The organism is Melittangium boletus DSM 14713, assembly GCF_002305855.1.
GTDB lineage: Bacteria > Myxococcota > Myxococcia > Myxococcales > Myxococcaceae > Cystobacter > Cystobacter boletus.
Genome location: NZ_CP022163.1, coordinates 6,592,577 through 6,605,435 on the forward strand (window position 1 = coordinate 6,592,577; position 12,859 = coordinate 6,605,435).

11 protein-coding genes are annotated in these 12,859 nt (G+C 69.1%); 7 read left to right on the forward strand and 4 right to left on the reverse strand.

What is annotated here, in order from left to right:
* The gene (locus MEBOL_RS27565; RefSeq protein ID WP_095980244.1) at positions 1 to 1,923 is read right to left on the reverse strand and encodes a CocE/NonD family hydrolase; all 1,923 of its coding nucleotides are present in this window, start codon (positions 1,921 to 1,923) and stop codon (positions 1 to 3) included.
* A gap of 123 nt (positions 1,924 to 2,046) precedes the next feature.
* On the opposite strand from MEBOL_RS27565, the gene MEBOL_RS27570 reads away from it, so the two are divergent.
* Positions 2,047 to 3,177 (forward strand): mannosyltransferase family protein, encoded by a 1,131-nt coding sequence (locus tag MEBOL_RS27570; protein ID WP_095980245.1) that lies wholly within the window; start codon positions 2,047 to 2,049, stop codon positions 3,175 to 3,177.
* The gene (locus tag MEBOL_RS27575; protein WP_095980246.1) at positions 3,174 to 3,839 is read left to right on the forward strand and encodes a class I SAM-dependent methyltransferase; all 666 of its coding nucleotides are present in this window, start codon (positions 3,174 to 3,176) and stop codon (positions 3,837 to 3,839) included. Before MEBOL_RS27570 ends, MEBOL_RS27575 begins: the two co-directional genes overlap by 4 nt.
* Here MEBOL_RS27575 and MEBOL_RS27580 read toward each other — a convergent pair.
* Both MEBOL_RS27580 and MEBOL_RS27585 read right to left on the reverse strand, forming a co-directional pair.
* Positions 3,815 to 4,654, reverse strand: a complete 840-nt coding sequence (locus MEBOL_RS27580; RefSeq protein WP_095980247.1) for a ChbG/HpnK family deacetylase — start codon at positions 4,652 to 4,654, stop codon at positions 3,815 to 3,817. The two genes, MEBOL_RS27575 and MEBOL_RS27580, sit on opposite strands and share 25 nt — an antisense overlap.
* A gap of 4 nt (positions 4,655 to 4,658) precedes the next feature.
* Positions 4,659 to 5,459, reverse strand: a complete 801-nt coding sequence (locus tag MEBOL_RS27585; RefSeq protein ID WP_095980248.1) for a glycosyltransferase family 2 protein — start codon at positions 5,457 to 5,459, stop codon at positions 4,659 to 4,661.
* A 148-nt stretch (positions 5,460 to 5,607) separates the two neighbouring features.
* Here MEBOL_RS27585 and MEBOL_RS27590 point away from each other — a divergent pair, with 148 nt between their 5' ends.
* From MEBOL_RS27590 to MEBOL_RS27600, 3 genes are all read left to right on the forward strand, one after another.
* Positions 5,608 to 6,549 (forward strand): GGDEF domain-containing response regulator, encoded by a 942-nt coding sequence (locus tag MEBOL_RS27590; protein ID WP_245918901.1) that lies wholly within the window; start codon positions 5,608 to 5,610, stop codon positions 6,547 to 6,549.
* 183 nt (positions 6,550 to 6,732) lie between these two features.
* A complete protein-coding gene (locus MEBOL_RS27595; protein ID WP_095980249.1) occupies positions 6,733 to 8,310 on the forward strand; it encodes a response regulator in 1,578 nt (525 codons plus the stop codon).
* Complete coding sequence (locus tag MEBOL_RS27600) at positions 8,307 to 9,779, forward strand: sigma-54-dependent transcriptional regulator (protein WP_095980250.1); 1,473 nt, start codon at positions 8,307 to 8,309, stop codon at positions 9,777 to 9,779. The genes MEBOL_RS27595 and MEBOL_RS27600 overlap by 4 nt, the downstream gene beginning before the upstream one ends.
* Before the next feature lie 18 nt (positions 9,780 to 9,797).
* Here MEBOL_RS27600 and MEBOL_RS27605 read toward each other — a convergent pair whose 3' ends face one another.
* Positions 9,798 to 11,129, reverse strand: a complete 1,332-nt coding sequence (locus MEBOL_RS27605; protein WP_095980251.1) for a replication-associated recombination protein A — start codon at positions 11,127 to 11,129, stop codon at positions 9,798 to 9,800.
* A 100-nt stretch (positions 11,130 to 11,229) separates the two neighbouring features.
* On the opposite strand from MEBOL_RS27605, the gene MEBOL_RS27610 reads away from it, so the two are divergent.
* Positions 11,230 to 12,075 carry an NAD(+)/NADH kinase gene (locus tag MEBOL_RS27610; protein WP_095980252.1) on the forward strand — a complete coding sequence of 282 codons (846 nt, stop codon included), beginning with the start codon at positions 11,230 to 11,232 and terminating at the stop codon, positions 12,073 to 12,075.
* Positions 12,076 to 12,087: 12 nt separating this feature from the next.
* The gene (locus tag MEBOL_RS27615) at positions 12,088 to 12,858 is read left to right on the forward strand and encodes a YdcF family protein (RefSeq protein WP_095980253.1); all 771 of its coding nucleotides are present in this window, start codon (positions 12,088 to 12,090) and stop codon (positions 12,856 to 12,858) included.
* Position 12,859: the final 1 nt, after the last annotated feature.

Here is a 12,859-nt window from a genome sequence, read left to right on the forward strand (position 1 = left end):
TCAGTCGTCCAGCGCCGGCAGGACGTTCACCTTGAGGGCGCTCGGGTGCTGGGCCGCATGGTGCACGCGGTGGGTGGCGCGCACGAAGTCCTCTTCCTTCGCCTCGAAGATGTTGGGCACGAAGGTCTGCGGGTTGCGGTCGATGAAGGGGAACCAGCTCGACTGCACCTGGATCATCACCCGGTGCCCGCGCTTGAAGGTGTGCAGCACGTCGTTGATGACGAAGCGCACCTTCGTCACTTCTCCCGGCTTGAAGGGCTTGGGCTCGCTGTAGCTGTCCCGGAAGCGGCCCCGGAAGGGCTCGCCGCGTACCAGCGTCTGCTGGTGGCCCCGGTTGACCACGCCCTCCTCCTCGTCCTTGCGCGTGTAGCCGGGCAGCTTGCCGGGGTTGGCGTCGATGAGCTTCACCACCCAGTCCGCGTCACTGCCCGTGGTGGACACCCACAGCTCCGCCTCCAGCGGGCCCGCGAGCGTGAGATCCCGCTCCAGTGGCTCCGTCTGGTAGACGAGCACGTCCGGACGGCGCGCGGCGAAGCGCTGATCCTCGGTCATGTAGTTCTTCGCCCAGTACGGGGTGAGTTCCATCGTGTAGGGCACGGGCTTGTCCGGATCGCTCACGTACTCGTCGAAGGACGGCGCGCCCTCCGTGGGGGCCTTGAAGGACAGGCCTCCCTTGGGCTGGAAGTAGAGCCGTTGCTCGCGTGTCTGCTTGGGCGGCCAGGTGTCGAAGCGGCGCCAGCGGTTGGCGCCCGTCTCGAACATGAAGGCCTCGGGCAGGTCGGGTTTGTCGCCGCCTTTGAGGTGGTGCTTGAAGAAGGCGAAGAGCAGCGCCTGGAAGGTCTGGCTCGTGGGGAAGCCGAAGTCGGCGTCTCCCAGGGAGGAGCCCTCGTCCCGGATCCATCCGCCATGCGACCAGGGGCCCATGACGAGGGTGTTGGGGGTGCCGGGGTTCTGCTTCTCGATGGCGGAGTAGGTGCGCAGCGGGCCGTACAGGTCCTCGGTGTCGTACCAGCCGCCCACCGTCAGGACGGCGGCCTTGATGTTCTTGAGGTGGGGCAGGAGGTTGCGCGCCTGCCAGAAGGCGTCGTAGTTCGGGTGCGCGACGAGGTCCTTCCAGAACGACACGTCGCCCTTGAAGTGGCGCGCGTCCGCGTTGCCCAGCGGCCCCAGGTCCATGAAGAACTGGTAGCCATCCGGCGTGCCGTGCTCGAAGGACTTCCATTCCTGTGGATCGATGGGCTTGGGCCGGGGCCTGCCGAAGCCCGCGAAGAAGTCGAAGGCGAGCACCAGGTTGAAGGCGCCGTGCCGGTGCATGTCGTCCCAGAACCAGTCGGCGATGGGGGCCTGGGGAGACACCGCCTTGAGCGCCGGGTGCGAGTCGATGGCGCCCGCGGACGTGTAGAAGCCTGGATAGGAGATGCCCCACTGGCCCACGCGGCCGTTGTTGCCCGCGACGTTCTTCACCAACCACGCGATGGTGTCGTAGGTGTCGCTGCTCTCGTCGATGTCCTGGGGGCCCTTCTTCGTGGCCAGGTGGGGGCGCACGTTGATGAACTCGCCCTCGGACATGTTGCGGCCGCGCACGTCCTGGCTGACGAAGATGAAGCCTTCCTTCTCGAAGGCCTCGGTCGCCATCCGGGTGGGGTAGCGGTCGGGACCGTAGGGCGCGACCGAGTAGGGCGTGCGCATGAGCATCATGGGATAGCGCTTGCCGGGGCTCGCGTCGTTGGGGACGTAGACGCTCGTGAACAGCTTCACGCCATCGCGCATGGGGATGCGGTACTCGTACTTGGTGTAGTTCGCGCGAAGGTATTGGGCGCGCTCGTCGAGGTGCGGCGCCGGGGGCTTCGCGGCCTGGGCCCTCACGGGCCCGGCGAGTGCGACGAGCCCGAGCACCATGAGGTGGCGGAACGTGGGGAGCATGCTCTCTCCTGTGACTGGAACGGGCGGCATTCTGGGTGAACGGTGGCGGGGCGGAAAGCGTCACGTCATCCAGACGCACCCCGCCTTGACCCCCGCGTGTTTCTGGATGATGCCTGCGCCGCCATGCCCCGTACTCCCGAACGCGTCCTCGCTCTCGTCATCCTGTCCGCGTTGATTGTCTGTGCCGCGGCCGTGGGCGCCGGGGAGTGGTACTTCCAGCACCACAAGACGCCTCCGGGTCCCGAGATGGGGCCCGGCGGCTACGTGCTCGGGGGCTGGTTCGCCTATGACTCCGGGTGGTACGCGGACATCGTCGAGCACGGCTACCACTACAAGCCCGGACAGCAGAGCTCCGTGGCCTTCTTCCCGCTCTATCCCCTCGCCGTCCGCGCCGTGCGGACGCTCGTTCCCGACGTGCACTGGGCCGGAGTGCTGGTGACGCTGCTGTGCGGGCCGCTCGCCGTGTTGCTCTTCCGGCGCTGGGCGCGCACCCGGGTGGATGAGGACACCGCCTTCCAGGCCTCCCTGTTGTTCGCGCTCTACCCCTTCACCTTCTTCCTCTATGGCGTGATGTACTCCGACGCGCTCTTCATCCTGATGGTGGTGGGCGCGTTCCTCCTGCTGGAGAAGGGGCGTCTGGGGCCGGCGGTGCTGCTGGGCGCGCTGGCCACGGCGGCCCGGCCCGTGGCGCCCGCGGTGGTGGTGGGCCTGCTGGTGCGCCGGCTCGAGTGGAAGCGCGAACGCAACGAGCGCTGGACGCTCGTGGACCTCTTGCCCGTGCTGTCCGCGCTCGGCTTCGTCTCCTACATGCTCTACCTGCAGTGGCGCTTCCAGGAGCCGCTCGCCTTCGTGAAGGTGCAGGCGGCGTGGGGCCAGGTGCCTGGCTGGCGCTCCTGGCTCAAGCTGTCCTGGTTCAAGAGCGTCTTCTCCCCCGAGTCCACCCCCGACTTCGTCCTGTGGATCTGCCTCCACGCGGCGTTGAGCCTGGGAGCGCTCGCCCTGGTGTGGCCCACCTTCAAGAAGCTGGGCTGGGGCTACGGGGCGTTCTGCGCCGTCATGGTCGGCATCCCCACCGTGTCCACCAAGGACTTCATGGGCATGGGGCGCTACCTCCTGTCCGCCTTTCCACTCTTCCTCACCCTCGCCTGGCTCCTGCGCGAGCGTCCTCGGGTGCGCCAGGGCATCCTCGCCGTGAGTACGGTATCGCTCGTCCTCCTCTCCGCCGCCTTCGGCCTGGATTACTACCTCTCGTGAACGCCCCCCTCGCTCCCGCCCTGGCGCTCTTCTCCCACCTGCCTCCCGCGGAGCGCTTCCACGTCCACGCCCGTGCCTTCTCCGCGCCCCTGGAGGCCGTCGCCGCCCGGGTCCCTCCGGGAGGGGCCGTGGCCGACGTGGGGTGTGGCCATGGCCTGCTCACCGCCCTGCTCGCCCTGGGGGATTCTCGGCGGATGGTACATGGGGTCGATCCTGACCCCCGCAAGGTGGAGTGGGCGAGGAAGGGCCCGGGACTCCTTCCCCATGTGAAGGTGGAGGAAGGCGGGGTGGACTCGCTCGCCCAGCGGCTCCCCGGTCACTTCGACGCGGTGGCGGTGTGCGATGTCCTGTACCTGCTGCCCGTGGAGCGTTGGGCGGACTTCCTGCGCGCGGCGCGGCGCCTGCTGCGTCCCGGTGGACGGCTGCTCTTGAAGGAGGCCGAGGGCGATGGCTCCTGGAAGCACCGCAAGTGCCTCGCCCAGGAGTGGGTGATGGTGACGTTGCTCGGCCGCACGAAGGCGGGGGGCGACCTGGTGCTCCAATCCCGCGAGACGGTGCTCGGGGTGCTGCGTGACACCGGCTTCCTCCCACGCGAGACGGTGGCCCTGGGCGCGGGCTACTCCACGCCCCACATCCTCTATGTGGCGGACAGCGCGCCGTAGGTGGTCAGCTCCACCCCGGCGCTCTGGAGCCGGGCGCGGACCCGGGAGCTGGTGAGCGCGTCCAGCTCCGACTGCCAGCCGTAGGTCCACGCCGGATCCTCGGGCACGTGAGGCCGGCCCTCGCCCGGGTGACACCCCAGCTCGAAGTCCCCGGGAGGCAGGGTCTCCAGCAGGGCGAGCAGGGCGGACTCGGTGAGCTGGCCCGCTTCGAACACCCCGCCCGCGCTCACCCGCCGCACGCCGGGGCGGGGCCGGGGCGCGCTCCGAGCCAGCAGCGTCAGCAGGGTCGTCTTCACCGCGGGGCCAGGCGTGTGCCACCAGGAGACGCGGGGAAGCCGGTCCGGCCAGCGCACGGGCAGTCCCTCTCGCCGCGCCAGGGCCTCCACCCGGGGTCGCACTCCCGGGAGCAGGTGCAGGTGTTGATGGGCGTCCAGGTGGTCCACCGGCGCGCCCAGGGCCCGCGCGCGGGCGAGCTGCGCGGCCAGTTCCAGCTCCAACTCCTCGCCACGCACCTGGCCGGTCAGCCATGCCCGGGCGAAGTCCGCCCAACTCGCGCGCAGCCGCCCGCCCGGCGCCACCGTGGGCACGCGCGAGGGGTCCGCCGCGGGGGCCAGACGGGTGGACAGGGCCAGGTGCACTCCCAGCGCGAGCCCCTGGGCCCGGGCCTGGCTCACCGCCTCGGGGGCGCTCGGCCCCATGACGAGCACGGTGGCGCTGGTGACGATGCCCTCGCGGTGGGCCCGGAGGATGCCCGCGTCCAGCGAGGGGTGCAGTCCGAGGTCGTCCGCGTTGACGATGAGGCGCGTGCGCGTCACCGGCCTACCCGTGGCCTCGCGTCTTCTCGCGATCGCGCGCTCCTCCGTGCAGCGGCGCCACCGAGGGGGGCAGCCGCACCGGACGCTTCGCCGCCTGGGGCCAGCGCGTCTCCGGATAGAGCCGGGTCAGCTCGCGCACCATCTTGAGGATGACGGTGGGCGAGGACAGCGTGGAGATGCCGCGCGTGCGCGGGAAGTAGTCCACGCCCATCTGGAACACCTTGAAGCCCTGGTGGATGGCCTTCACCACCAGCTCCGCGTCGATGAAGGAGCCCTGGCTGTTGAGCTCCACCGCCTCCAGCACCCGGCGGTGCATCACCTTGAAGCTGAAGTTGATGTCCTTCATATGGACACCAAATAGCGTGCGGATGAGCAGGTTGTAGGCGAACGAATAGGCGATGCGCTTGGGCCCCTCGCTCGTGCGGTCGAAGCGGAAGGCGCAGATCATGTCCGCTTCCAGGTAGTTCATCAGGTGCAGCGCCCGCTCCAGCTCCTTGAGGTCGAAGGGCAGGTCGATGTCCGAGTACACCACCACGTCCTTGGTGGACGCGGACAGGCCGGTGCGCATGGCCCCGCCCAGCTTGAGGTTCACCGGGTGGGTGATGAAGCGGAACTGGGGGATGCGCGCCGCGAGCCGCTCGCAGATCTCCTGCGTGCGGTCCGTGGAGGCGTCGTTGACGACGATGATTTCGAAATCGTTGGTCAACCGGGGAAGTACGTCCAGGGCGCGCATGACCGAGCGCTCCACGTAGTCCTCCTCGTTCCAGGCGGGGAAGAAAAGGCTGATACTGGGAGGATTGCCCACGATTGAGACCTCGACGGTTCGCCCTCGTTCGGGAGGCGCGGGTAGGCGGCAGGTATCAAACAACCCAGGGCGAGTGCAATCCAACGGTCGCCGAGCGTTGCCTCGGCGTGGTAGCGTCAGGGGCTTACGGTTCGTTCCGAGGGTGGATGTGGGAGACAGGCGCCTCATTCTGCTGGTGGACGAGTTGCCCGCACGGCAGGCGGAACTCGTGGGCATGTTGGAGCAGGACGGCTTCGCCATCCGGTTGGTGTCCGCGGGCGCGGAGGCCCAACGACTCCTTCCCGAGGCGCACCTCGTCCTGCTCGTCCTGGGCCCGCCGGGCAGCCCTTCCCGCGCGCTCTTGCAGCACTTGATGGCCCGGGATGACGAGGGCAGTGGCCCCTCGGTCATCGCCCTGGTGTCCGCGGAGGAGCGCGCCGCGATGCTCGCCGCGCTGCGCCTGGGCGCCGAGGTGGTGCGCACGCCCGTGGATCCCGAGGAGCTCATGGCGCGGATGGTCCGCTGCATCCAGGAGCGCGCCCGTCTGGACGCGCTCATCACCCGGGTGAACTCCCTGGAGCGTTTGTCCATCACGGATGGGCTCACGCAGGTGCACAACCACCGCTACTTCCAGGATCGGCTGCGCGAGGAGTTCCGGCGCGCCCAGCGCTACGACGATCCGCTGTCGCTCATCCTCATCGACCTGGACCACTTCAAGAGCTTCAACGACACGCACGGCCACCAGGTGGGGGACATCGTGCTGCGCGACGTGGCGGCGTCGCTCCAGCGCGGCGTGCGCGAGACGGATCTGCTCGCCCGCTATGGAGGCGAGGAGTTCGCCATCCTCCTGCCGCGCACTCCCCTGGCGGGCGCCCTCACCGTGGCCGAGCGCGTCTGGCGCGAGCTGGGGACGCTGCGCACCGGACCCGAGCGCACCCTGCGCGTCACCGCCTCGGTCGGCGTCGCTTCCTTTCCGCACCACGCCGTGGGCAGCGCCGACCAGCTCGTGCGCTCCGCGGACGAATCGCTCTACCGCGCCAAGCACGAGGGACGTAATCGGGTGTGTGTCCACACCGTCCTCTCGCCCACCGAGCGGCCCGTCTCTCGCTAGGTTGTTCGGTGGACAACGGTGGGTCAGCATTGACCCGATTCATAGGTCGGGGTATAGATAGACCCAGGGTGGGCCCGAGCCCCGGGTACGGAAGCACCCGGTATCAGGGCAGTTTGCGAGTAGCTGGATGTTGGCAGCCTCATTGCAAACGCTCGTGGCTTCGTACCCAGGACGAGGTTTCCACTGGAACTGGCGCAGACACAGGGAGCGGTACCACGCGGTCGACTGCTGCTGGTGGACGACGAGGAGTACATCCTGAAGTCGATCCGGCGGGTGCTCCGTCGTGGTGATTGGCAAATAGAGACGGCCTCCGACGCCGAGGAGGGCCTCAAGGCATTGGAGCGCTTCACGCCGGAAGTCGTCATCTCGGACTTCCGCATGCCGGGCATGAACGGCGTGGAGTTCCTCAGCCGCGTGAAGGCGCAGGTGCCTCGGGCCCAGCGCATCATGCTCACGGGACAGGCGGATCAGCAGGCCATCGAGGAGGCCATCAATCGCTCGGAGATCTTCCGTTTCATCTCCAAGCCGTGGAACGACAGCCACCTGGTGCTCACGGTCAAGAGCGCCTTCGAGCAGTACGCGCTGCAGGCGGAGAACGAGCGGCTGCTGCGGGTGACCCAGCAGCAGAACGACGAGCTGCGCCGGCTCAACGCGGAGCTGGAGACGCGCGTGGCGCTGCGCACGCACCTGCTCAGCCAGGCCAAGCGCGAGTGGGAGCTGTCGTTCGACTCCATGGACACGCCGCTGGCGGTGGTGCGCCAGGACTACGGGGTGCGCCGCGCCAACCGGGCCTACCTGGAGCTGGCGGGCGAGCGGCTCAAGGAGCCCCTGAGCGAGGAGGGCGCCGAGCAGCTGTGTCACAAGCTGCTGTTCGACCGCGACAGCCCCTGCCCCAACTGTCCGCTGCCCGGCGCGCTCGAGAGCGCCCGGGGTGGACGCTCGGAGATCCACGGGCGGGGCCGCGTCTACGCCATGTCCGCCTACCCGCTCACGGGTGAGGGCCGCGCGGTGTGTTCCTACCGGGACATCACCGACGAGCGCGAGATGACCCGCCGCTTCATCGAGACGGAGAAGATGGCGGCGGTGGGACAGCTCGCCGGCGGCGTGGCGCATGAAATCAACAACCCGCTGGGCGGCATCCTCGCCTTCGCGCAGTTGATGAAGCGCGACGACGGCCGGGACGCCGCGGACCTGGAGTCGCTGGGCCTCATCGAGGAGAGCGCGCTGCGCTGCAAGCGCATCGTGGAGAGCCTCCTGAAGTTCAGCCGCCACAGCCGCACCGAGGATCGCCGTCCCTTCCAACTCAACAAGTGCGCGGAGGACTCGGCGGTGCTCTTCGGAGCGCAGCTCAAGTCGTACTCCAAGGTGCGCATGGAGCTGCGCCTGGAGCCCCAGCTGCCGGAGCTGTTCGGGGATCCGGGACAATTGTCGCAAGTGATGCTCAACCTCTTGCAGAACGGTCTGCATGCCCTTCCGCCCGCGGGAGGAATGCTGACCTTGGAGACGGGGAGGGAAGAGGACCGATGCTTCTTCCGCGTCGCCGATACGGGCAGTGGCATCGAGGAGCGCTACCTCACGCGCATCTTCGAACCCTCGTTCACCACCAAGCCTCCGGGCCAGGGCACGGGCCTGGGTCTGGCGATCGCCTACCGCATCGTCGAGGACCACGGCGGCATCTTCAAGGTGGACACCCAGATGGGTGAGGGTTCCCGCTTCACCGTCTACATCCCCATTCCCCTGCAGCTCGAGAGGTTGCCGTGAGTTCGTCACCCACCACCCCCGCTCCCAAGCGCGCCAAGGTCCTGGTCGTGGATGACGATCAGATCGTCCTCAAGGCCGTGAGCACCATCCTCACCCGCGAGGGCTACCAGGTCGTCTCCATCGACGACGCCGTGGAGGGGCTGACCGCCGCGAAGGATCCGTCCATCGACGTGGCCGTGCTCGACATCAAGATGCCGAACCTGTCGGGCATGGACCTCTTGCGCGGCATCAAGGCGGCGCGCTCGGACGTGGAGGTCATCATGATGACCGCCTTCGCCACCGTGGAGACGGCGGTGGAGGCGGTGAAGGCCGGCGCGTACGACTACCTCACCAAGCCCTTCGAGAACATCGACGAAGTGAGCATGACGGTGGCCAAGGCCGCCGAGCGCAAGGCCCTGCGCGACCGGGCCCGCGCGCTGGAGGAAGCGCTCAGCGCGCGCAACCAGTTCGAGGACCTAGTGGGCCAGTCCTCGCAGATGCGCGCCGTGTTCAAGCTGGTGGAGACGGTGAGCCACTCCACGGCCACCGTCCTCATCCAGGGCGAGAGCGGCACGGGCAAGGAGCTCGTCGCGCGCGCCATCCACTACCGCAGCGCGCGCAAGGACAAGCCCTTCATCGCGGTGAATTGCTCGGCCCTGACGGACACGCTGCTGGACGCGGAGCTGTTTGGCCACGTGAAGGGCAGCTTCACCGGCGCCACGTACAACAAGAAGGGCTTCTTCGAGGCGGCCGACGGCGGCACCATCTTCCTCGACGAGATTGGCGACGTGCCGCCCGCCACCCAGGTGCGCCTCTTGCGCGTGCTGCAGGAGGGCGAGGTCAAGCGCGTGGGCGCCAACGAGCCGGTGAAGGTGGACGTGCGCGTCATCGCCGCCACGCACGTGGACCTGAGCCGCGCCAAGGAAGAGGGCAAGTTCCGCGAGGATCTCTTCTACCGGCTCAACGTCATCACCATCGACCTGCCGCCCCTGCGCGAGCGCCCCGAGGACGTGCCGCTGCTCACGCACCACTTCCTCAAGCTCTACACGGCCAAGGCGGGCAAGCGCGTGACGGGCTTCACCCCGCGCGCCCTGGAGGCGCTCACCTGCAACCGGTGGACGGGCAACGTGCGCGAGCTGGAGAACGTCATCGAGCGCGCCGTGGTGCTCACCTCCAAGGAGGTGCTGGACACGGATGACCTGCCACCCGGCTTCCAGGAGGCGCCCCAGGCCGGGGCCCAGGTGGAGGTGTTCAGCCTCGCGCACCTGCCCTACGCCCAGGCCAAGCGCCTGGCCATGCGGGCCTTCGAGCGGCGCTACCTCACCGCGCTGCTCGAGAAGCACAACCACAACGTCTCCAGCGCCGCGCGCGCCGCCGGGGTGGACCGCTCCAACTTCCGCCGCCTGCTCAAGCAGTACGAGGTGGCCGGCCGCTCCATGAAGCGCTCCAAGGACGGCGACGACGACGACGCCCTGGACGCGGCCTCCTAGCCGACTCCTAGCCGACTCCTAGCCCTCTTCGCCGGGCTCGCGTGAGCGGCCCTCCACCTGGCGGCGGATCTCCTCGTAGCGCTCGGCCAGCTCCCGCTCGAAGCCGTTGCGCGTGGGTGTGTAGAAGCGCTGCCCCTGGAGCACCTGGGGCAGGTATTCCTCGGGGACGTAGTTGCCCTCGAAGTTGTGCGGGTACTTGTAGCCCGCGCCGTAGCCGAGCGACTTCGTCAGCTTCGTGTGGGCGTTGCGCAGGTGGGGCGGCACGGGCAGCGCGCCCCGCTCGGTGACGGCGGCGCGCGCCGCGGCGTACGCGGTGAGGACCGCGTTGGATTTGGGGGCGAGCGCCAGGTACGTCACCGCCTGGGTGAGGGGCAGGGTGCCCTCGGGCAGGCCCATCAGCTCGAAGGCCCGGAGCGCGTCCACCGCCACGCCCAGGGCCCTCGGGTCCGCGTTGCCCACGTCCTCCGACGCGAAGATGACCATGCGCCGGAAGATGAAGACGGGATCTTCCCCCGCCTCCAGCATGCGCGTCATCCAGTAGAGCGCCGCGTCCACGTCCGAGCCCCGCATGGACTTGATGAAGGCGCTGACGACGGCGTAGTGCTCCTCGCCTCCCTTGTCGTAGAGCAGCGCCTTGTGCTGCAGGGCCTCCTCGGCCGTGGCTTTGTCCACCCGGGTGCCGCCGTGCGCCGCCGCCGCCTCCAGCGCCGTGAGCGCCTTGCGCGCATCCCCCCCGCAGGCCTGGACGATGAAGGCGAGGGCCTCGTCGTCCACCTGGACCTTGCCCCCGAGGCCCTTGGGGTCCGCCACCGCCCGGCGCAAGAGCGCCACCAGTTCCTCTTCCTCCAGCCCGCGCAGGGTGACGACGCGCGCGCGCGACAGGAGCGCGGCGTTCAGCTCGAAGGACGGGTTCTCCGTGGTGGCCCCGATGAGGGTGACGGTGCCCTTCTCCACGTGGGGCAGGAGCGCGTCCTGCTGGCCCTTGTTGAAGCGGTGGATCTCATCCACGAAGAGCAGGGTGCGCTGGCGGCGCATCTTCCAGCGCTCCTGGGCCCGCGCCACCGTCTCGCGGATCTCCTTCACGCCGGAGAGCACCGCGGACAGGGACTCGAAGGCGGCGCCCGTGGAGTGGGCGATGAGGTGGGCGAGCGTCGTCTTGCCCGTGCCCGGAGGGCCCCAGAGGATGAGCGAGGGGACCAGGTCCTGCTGGATGGCCCGGCGCAGGAAGCGTCCCTCCCCCGTCAGGTGCTCCTGGCCGACGAATTCCTCCAGCCTGGAGGGGCGCATGCGCTCGGCGAGGGGGGCCAGGGTGGCCTCGTCCTTGCGGCTGGCGTGGTCGAAGAGGTCCATGGGGGCTCCTGCGCACCGGGTAACACGTGTCGTCGGGTCATCGAAGCGGCCATTTCCTCCAGCGCCGCCCGCTCAGGCTGATCTAGAACCCGAACTTATCGTGCAGACCCTGGTTCTCGTCGCGAAGAAGGACAAGCCCGAGGCGGCGGAGTTGGCCGCGCGGATCCGTGAACGCTACCCCTCCTTGGAGGTGCTGGGCGATCGGCTGCTGGCCCATACGCTCGGCTGGCCGCGTGTGGAGGACCGGGAGCTGGCGCACCGGGCGGAGCTGGTGGTGGTGCTCGGCGGGGATGGCACGCTCATCCACGCGGCGCGGCTGCTCGAGGGGCGCGCCGTGCCCATCCTCGGGGTGAACCTGGGCACGCTGGGCTTCCTGACGGAGATCCCCGCCGACGGGCTCTTCCCCGCCCTGGAAGAAGTGCTCGCCGGGCGCTTCAAGATGGAGTCGCGCATGAAGCTGACGTGCCGCCTGGTGCGCGACGGCAAGGTGCTGGTGCACGACGAAGTGCTCAACGACATCGTCATCAACAAGGGGGCGCTCGCGCGCGTGGCGGACCACGAGGTGTCCATCGAGGGCATCCCCGTCGCCAAGTACAAGGCGGATGGCGTCATCCTCGCCACGCCCACGGGCTCCACGGCCTACTCGCTGTCCGCGGGCGGGCCCATCGTCCACCCCTCGGTGGACTGCACGGTGCTCACGCCCATCTGCTCGCACGCGCTCACGCACCGCTCCACCATCGTCCCGGCGGACCGCACCATCCGCGTCACCCTGTGCAGCGAGACGGCGGATACCTTCCTCACCCTGGATGGGCAGACGGGCCACAGCCTGCAGTGTGGCGACAGCATCGAGGTGGTGCGCTCACCCCACCGCGTGCAGCTCGTGAGGGACCCCGGCGTGGGCTACTTCTCCATCCTCCGCAAGAAGCTGCACTGGGGCGAGCGGTAGGCCCGGGCGCCCATGTTCGTCTTCCTGTCGAAAGTGTTGGACCTGTTGCTCGCGCCGCTCACCTGGGGACTCCTGCTGGTGGCGGCGGGCGGCATCCTGCGCCGGAGGCGGGCGCGGCTGTCCACGGGACTGCAAGTGCTCGGCTGGCTGGTGCTCTACGTGCCCTCCACGGAGCCCATGGCCAACCTGTTGCAACGCTGGGTGGAGGCGGGCGCGGAGTCCAGCTACCAGGCGGACACCGTCTATGACGCCGTCATCGTGCTGGGCGGCATGGTGGACGCGGATGCCTCGGAGCGCTCGGGGCTTCCCGAGTACACGCCCGCCGTGGAGCGCATCCTCCGGGGCTACGAGCTGCTGCGGGCCGGGCGCGCGCGGCGGGTGCTGATCTCGGGCGGCACGCTGGACACGCGCGCCGGGGCGTTGGTGGAGGCGGACATCCTGGGACGCCAGTTGGAGTTGTGGGGGGTGGAACCCGAGCGCATCGTCCGCGAGGCGCGCAGCCGCAATACCCGGGAGAACGCCCTGGAGTCCGAACGGCTCATCCGCGAGCGGGGCTGGAAGCGGCTGCTCCTGGTGACGAGCGCGGCGCACATGCCCCGGGCCCTGGGGACCTTCGAGGCGGTGGGTCTGCACCCGGACACGCTCGTGGTGGATGTGCGCGCGCACGGCTGGTACCCGCATACGGGCTGGTGGCAGCCCCGGGCCTCCAACCTGTCGGCCAGCTCGGACGCGCTGCGCGAGCTGTTCGGCCGCTTCGTCTACCAGCTGCGGGGGTGGGCGTAGC

Bases quoted from the DNA above. Each gene is read 5' to 3' on its own strand.
- MEBOL_RS27565 (WP_095980244.1), bottom strand. From the start codon at position 1,923: ATGCTCCCCACGTTCCGCCACCTCATGGTGCTCGGGCTCGTCGCACTC.
- MEBOL_RS27570 (WP_095980245.1), top strand. From the start codon at position 2,047: ATGCCCCGTACTCCCGAACGCGTCCTCGCTCTCGTCATCCTGTCCGCG.
- MEBOL_RS27605 (WP_095980251.1), bottom strand. From the start codon at position 11,129: ATGGACCTCTTCGACCACGCCAGCCGCAAGGACGAGGCCACCCTGGCC.
- MEBOL_RS27615 (WP_095980253.1), top strand. From the start codon at position 12,088: ATGTTCGTCTTCCTGTCGAAAGTGTTGGACCTGTTGCTCGCGCCGCTC.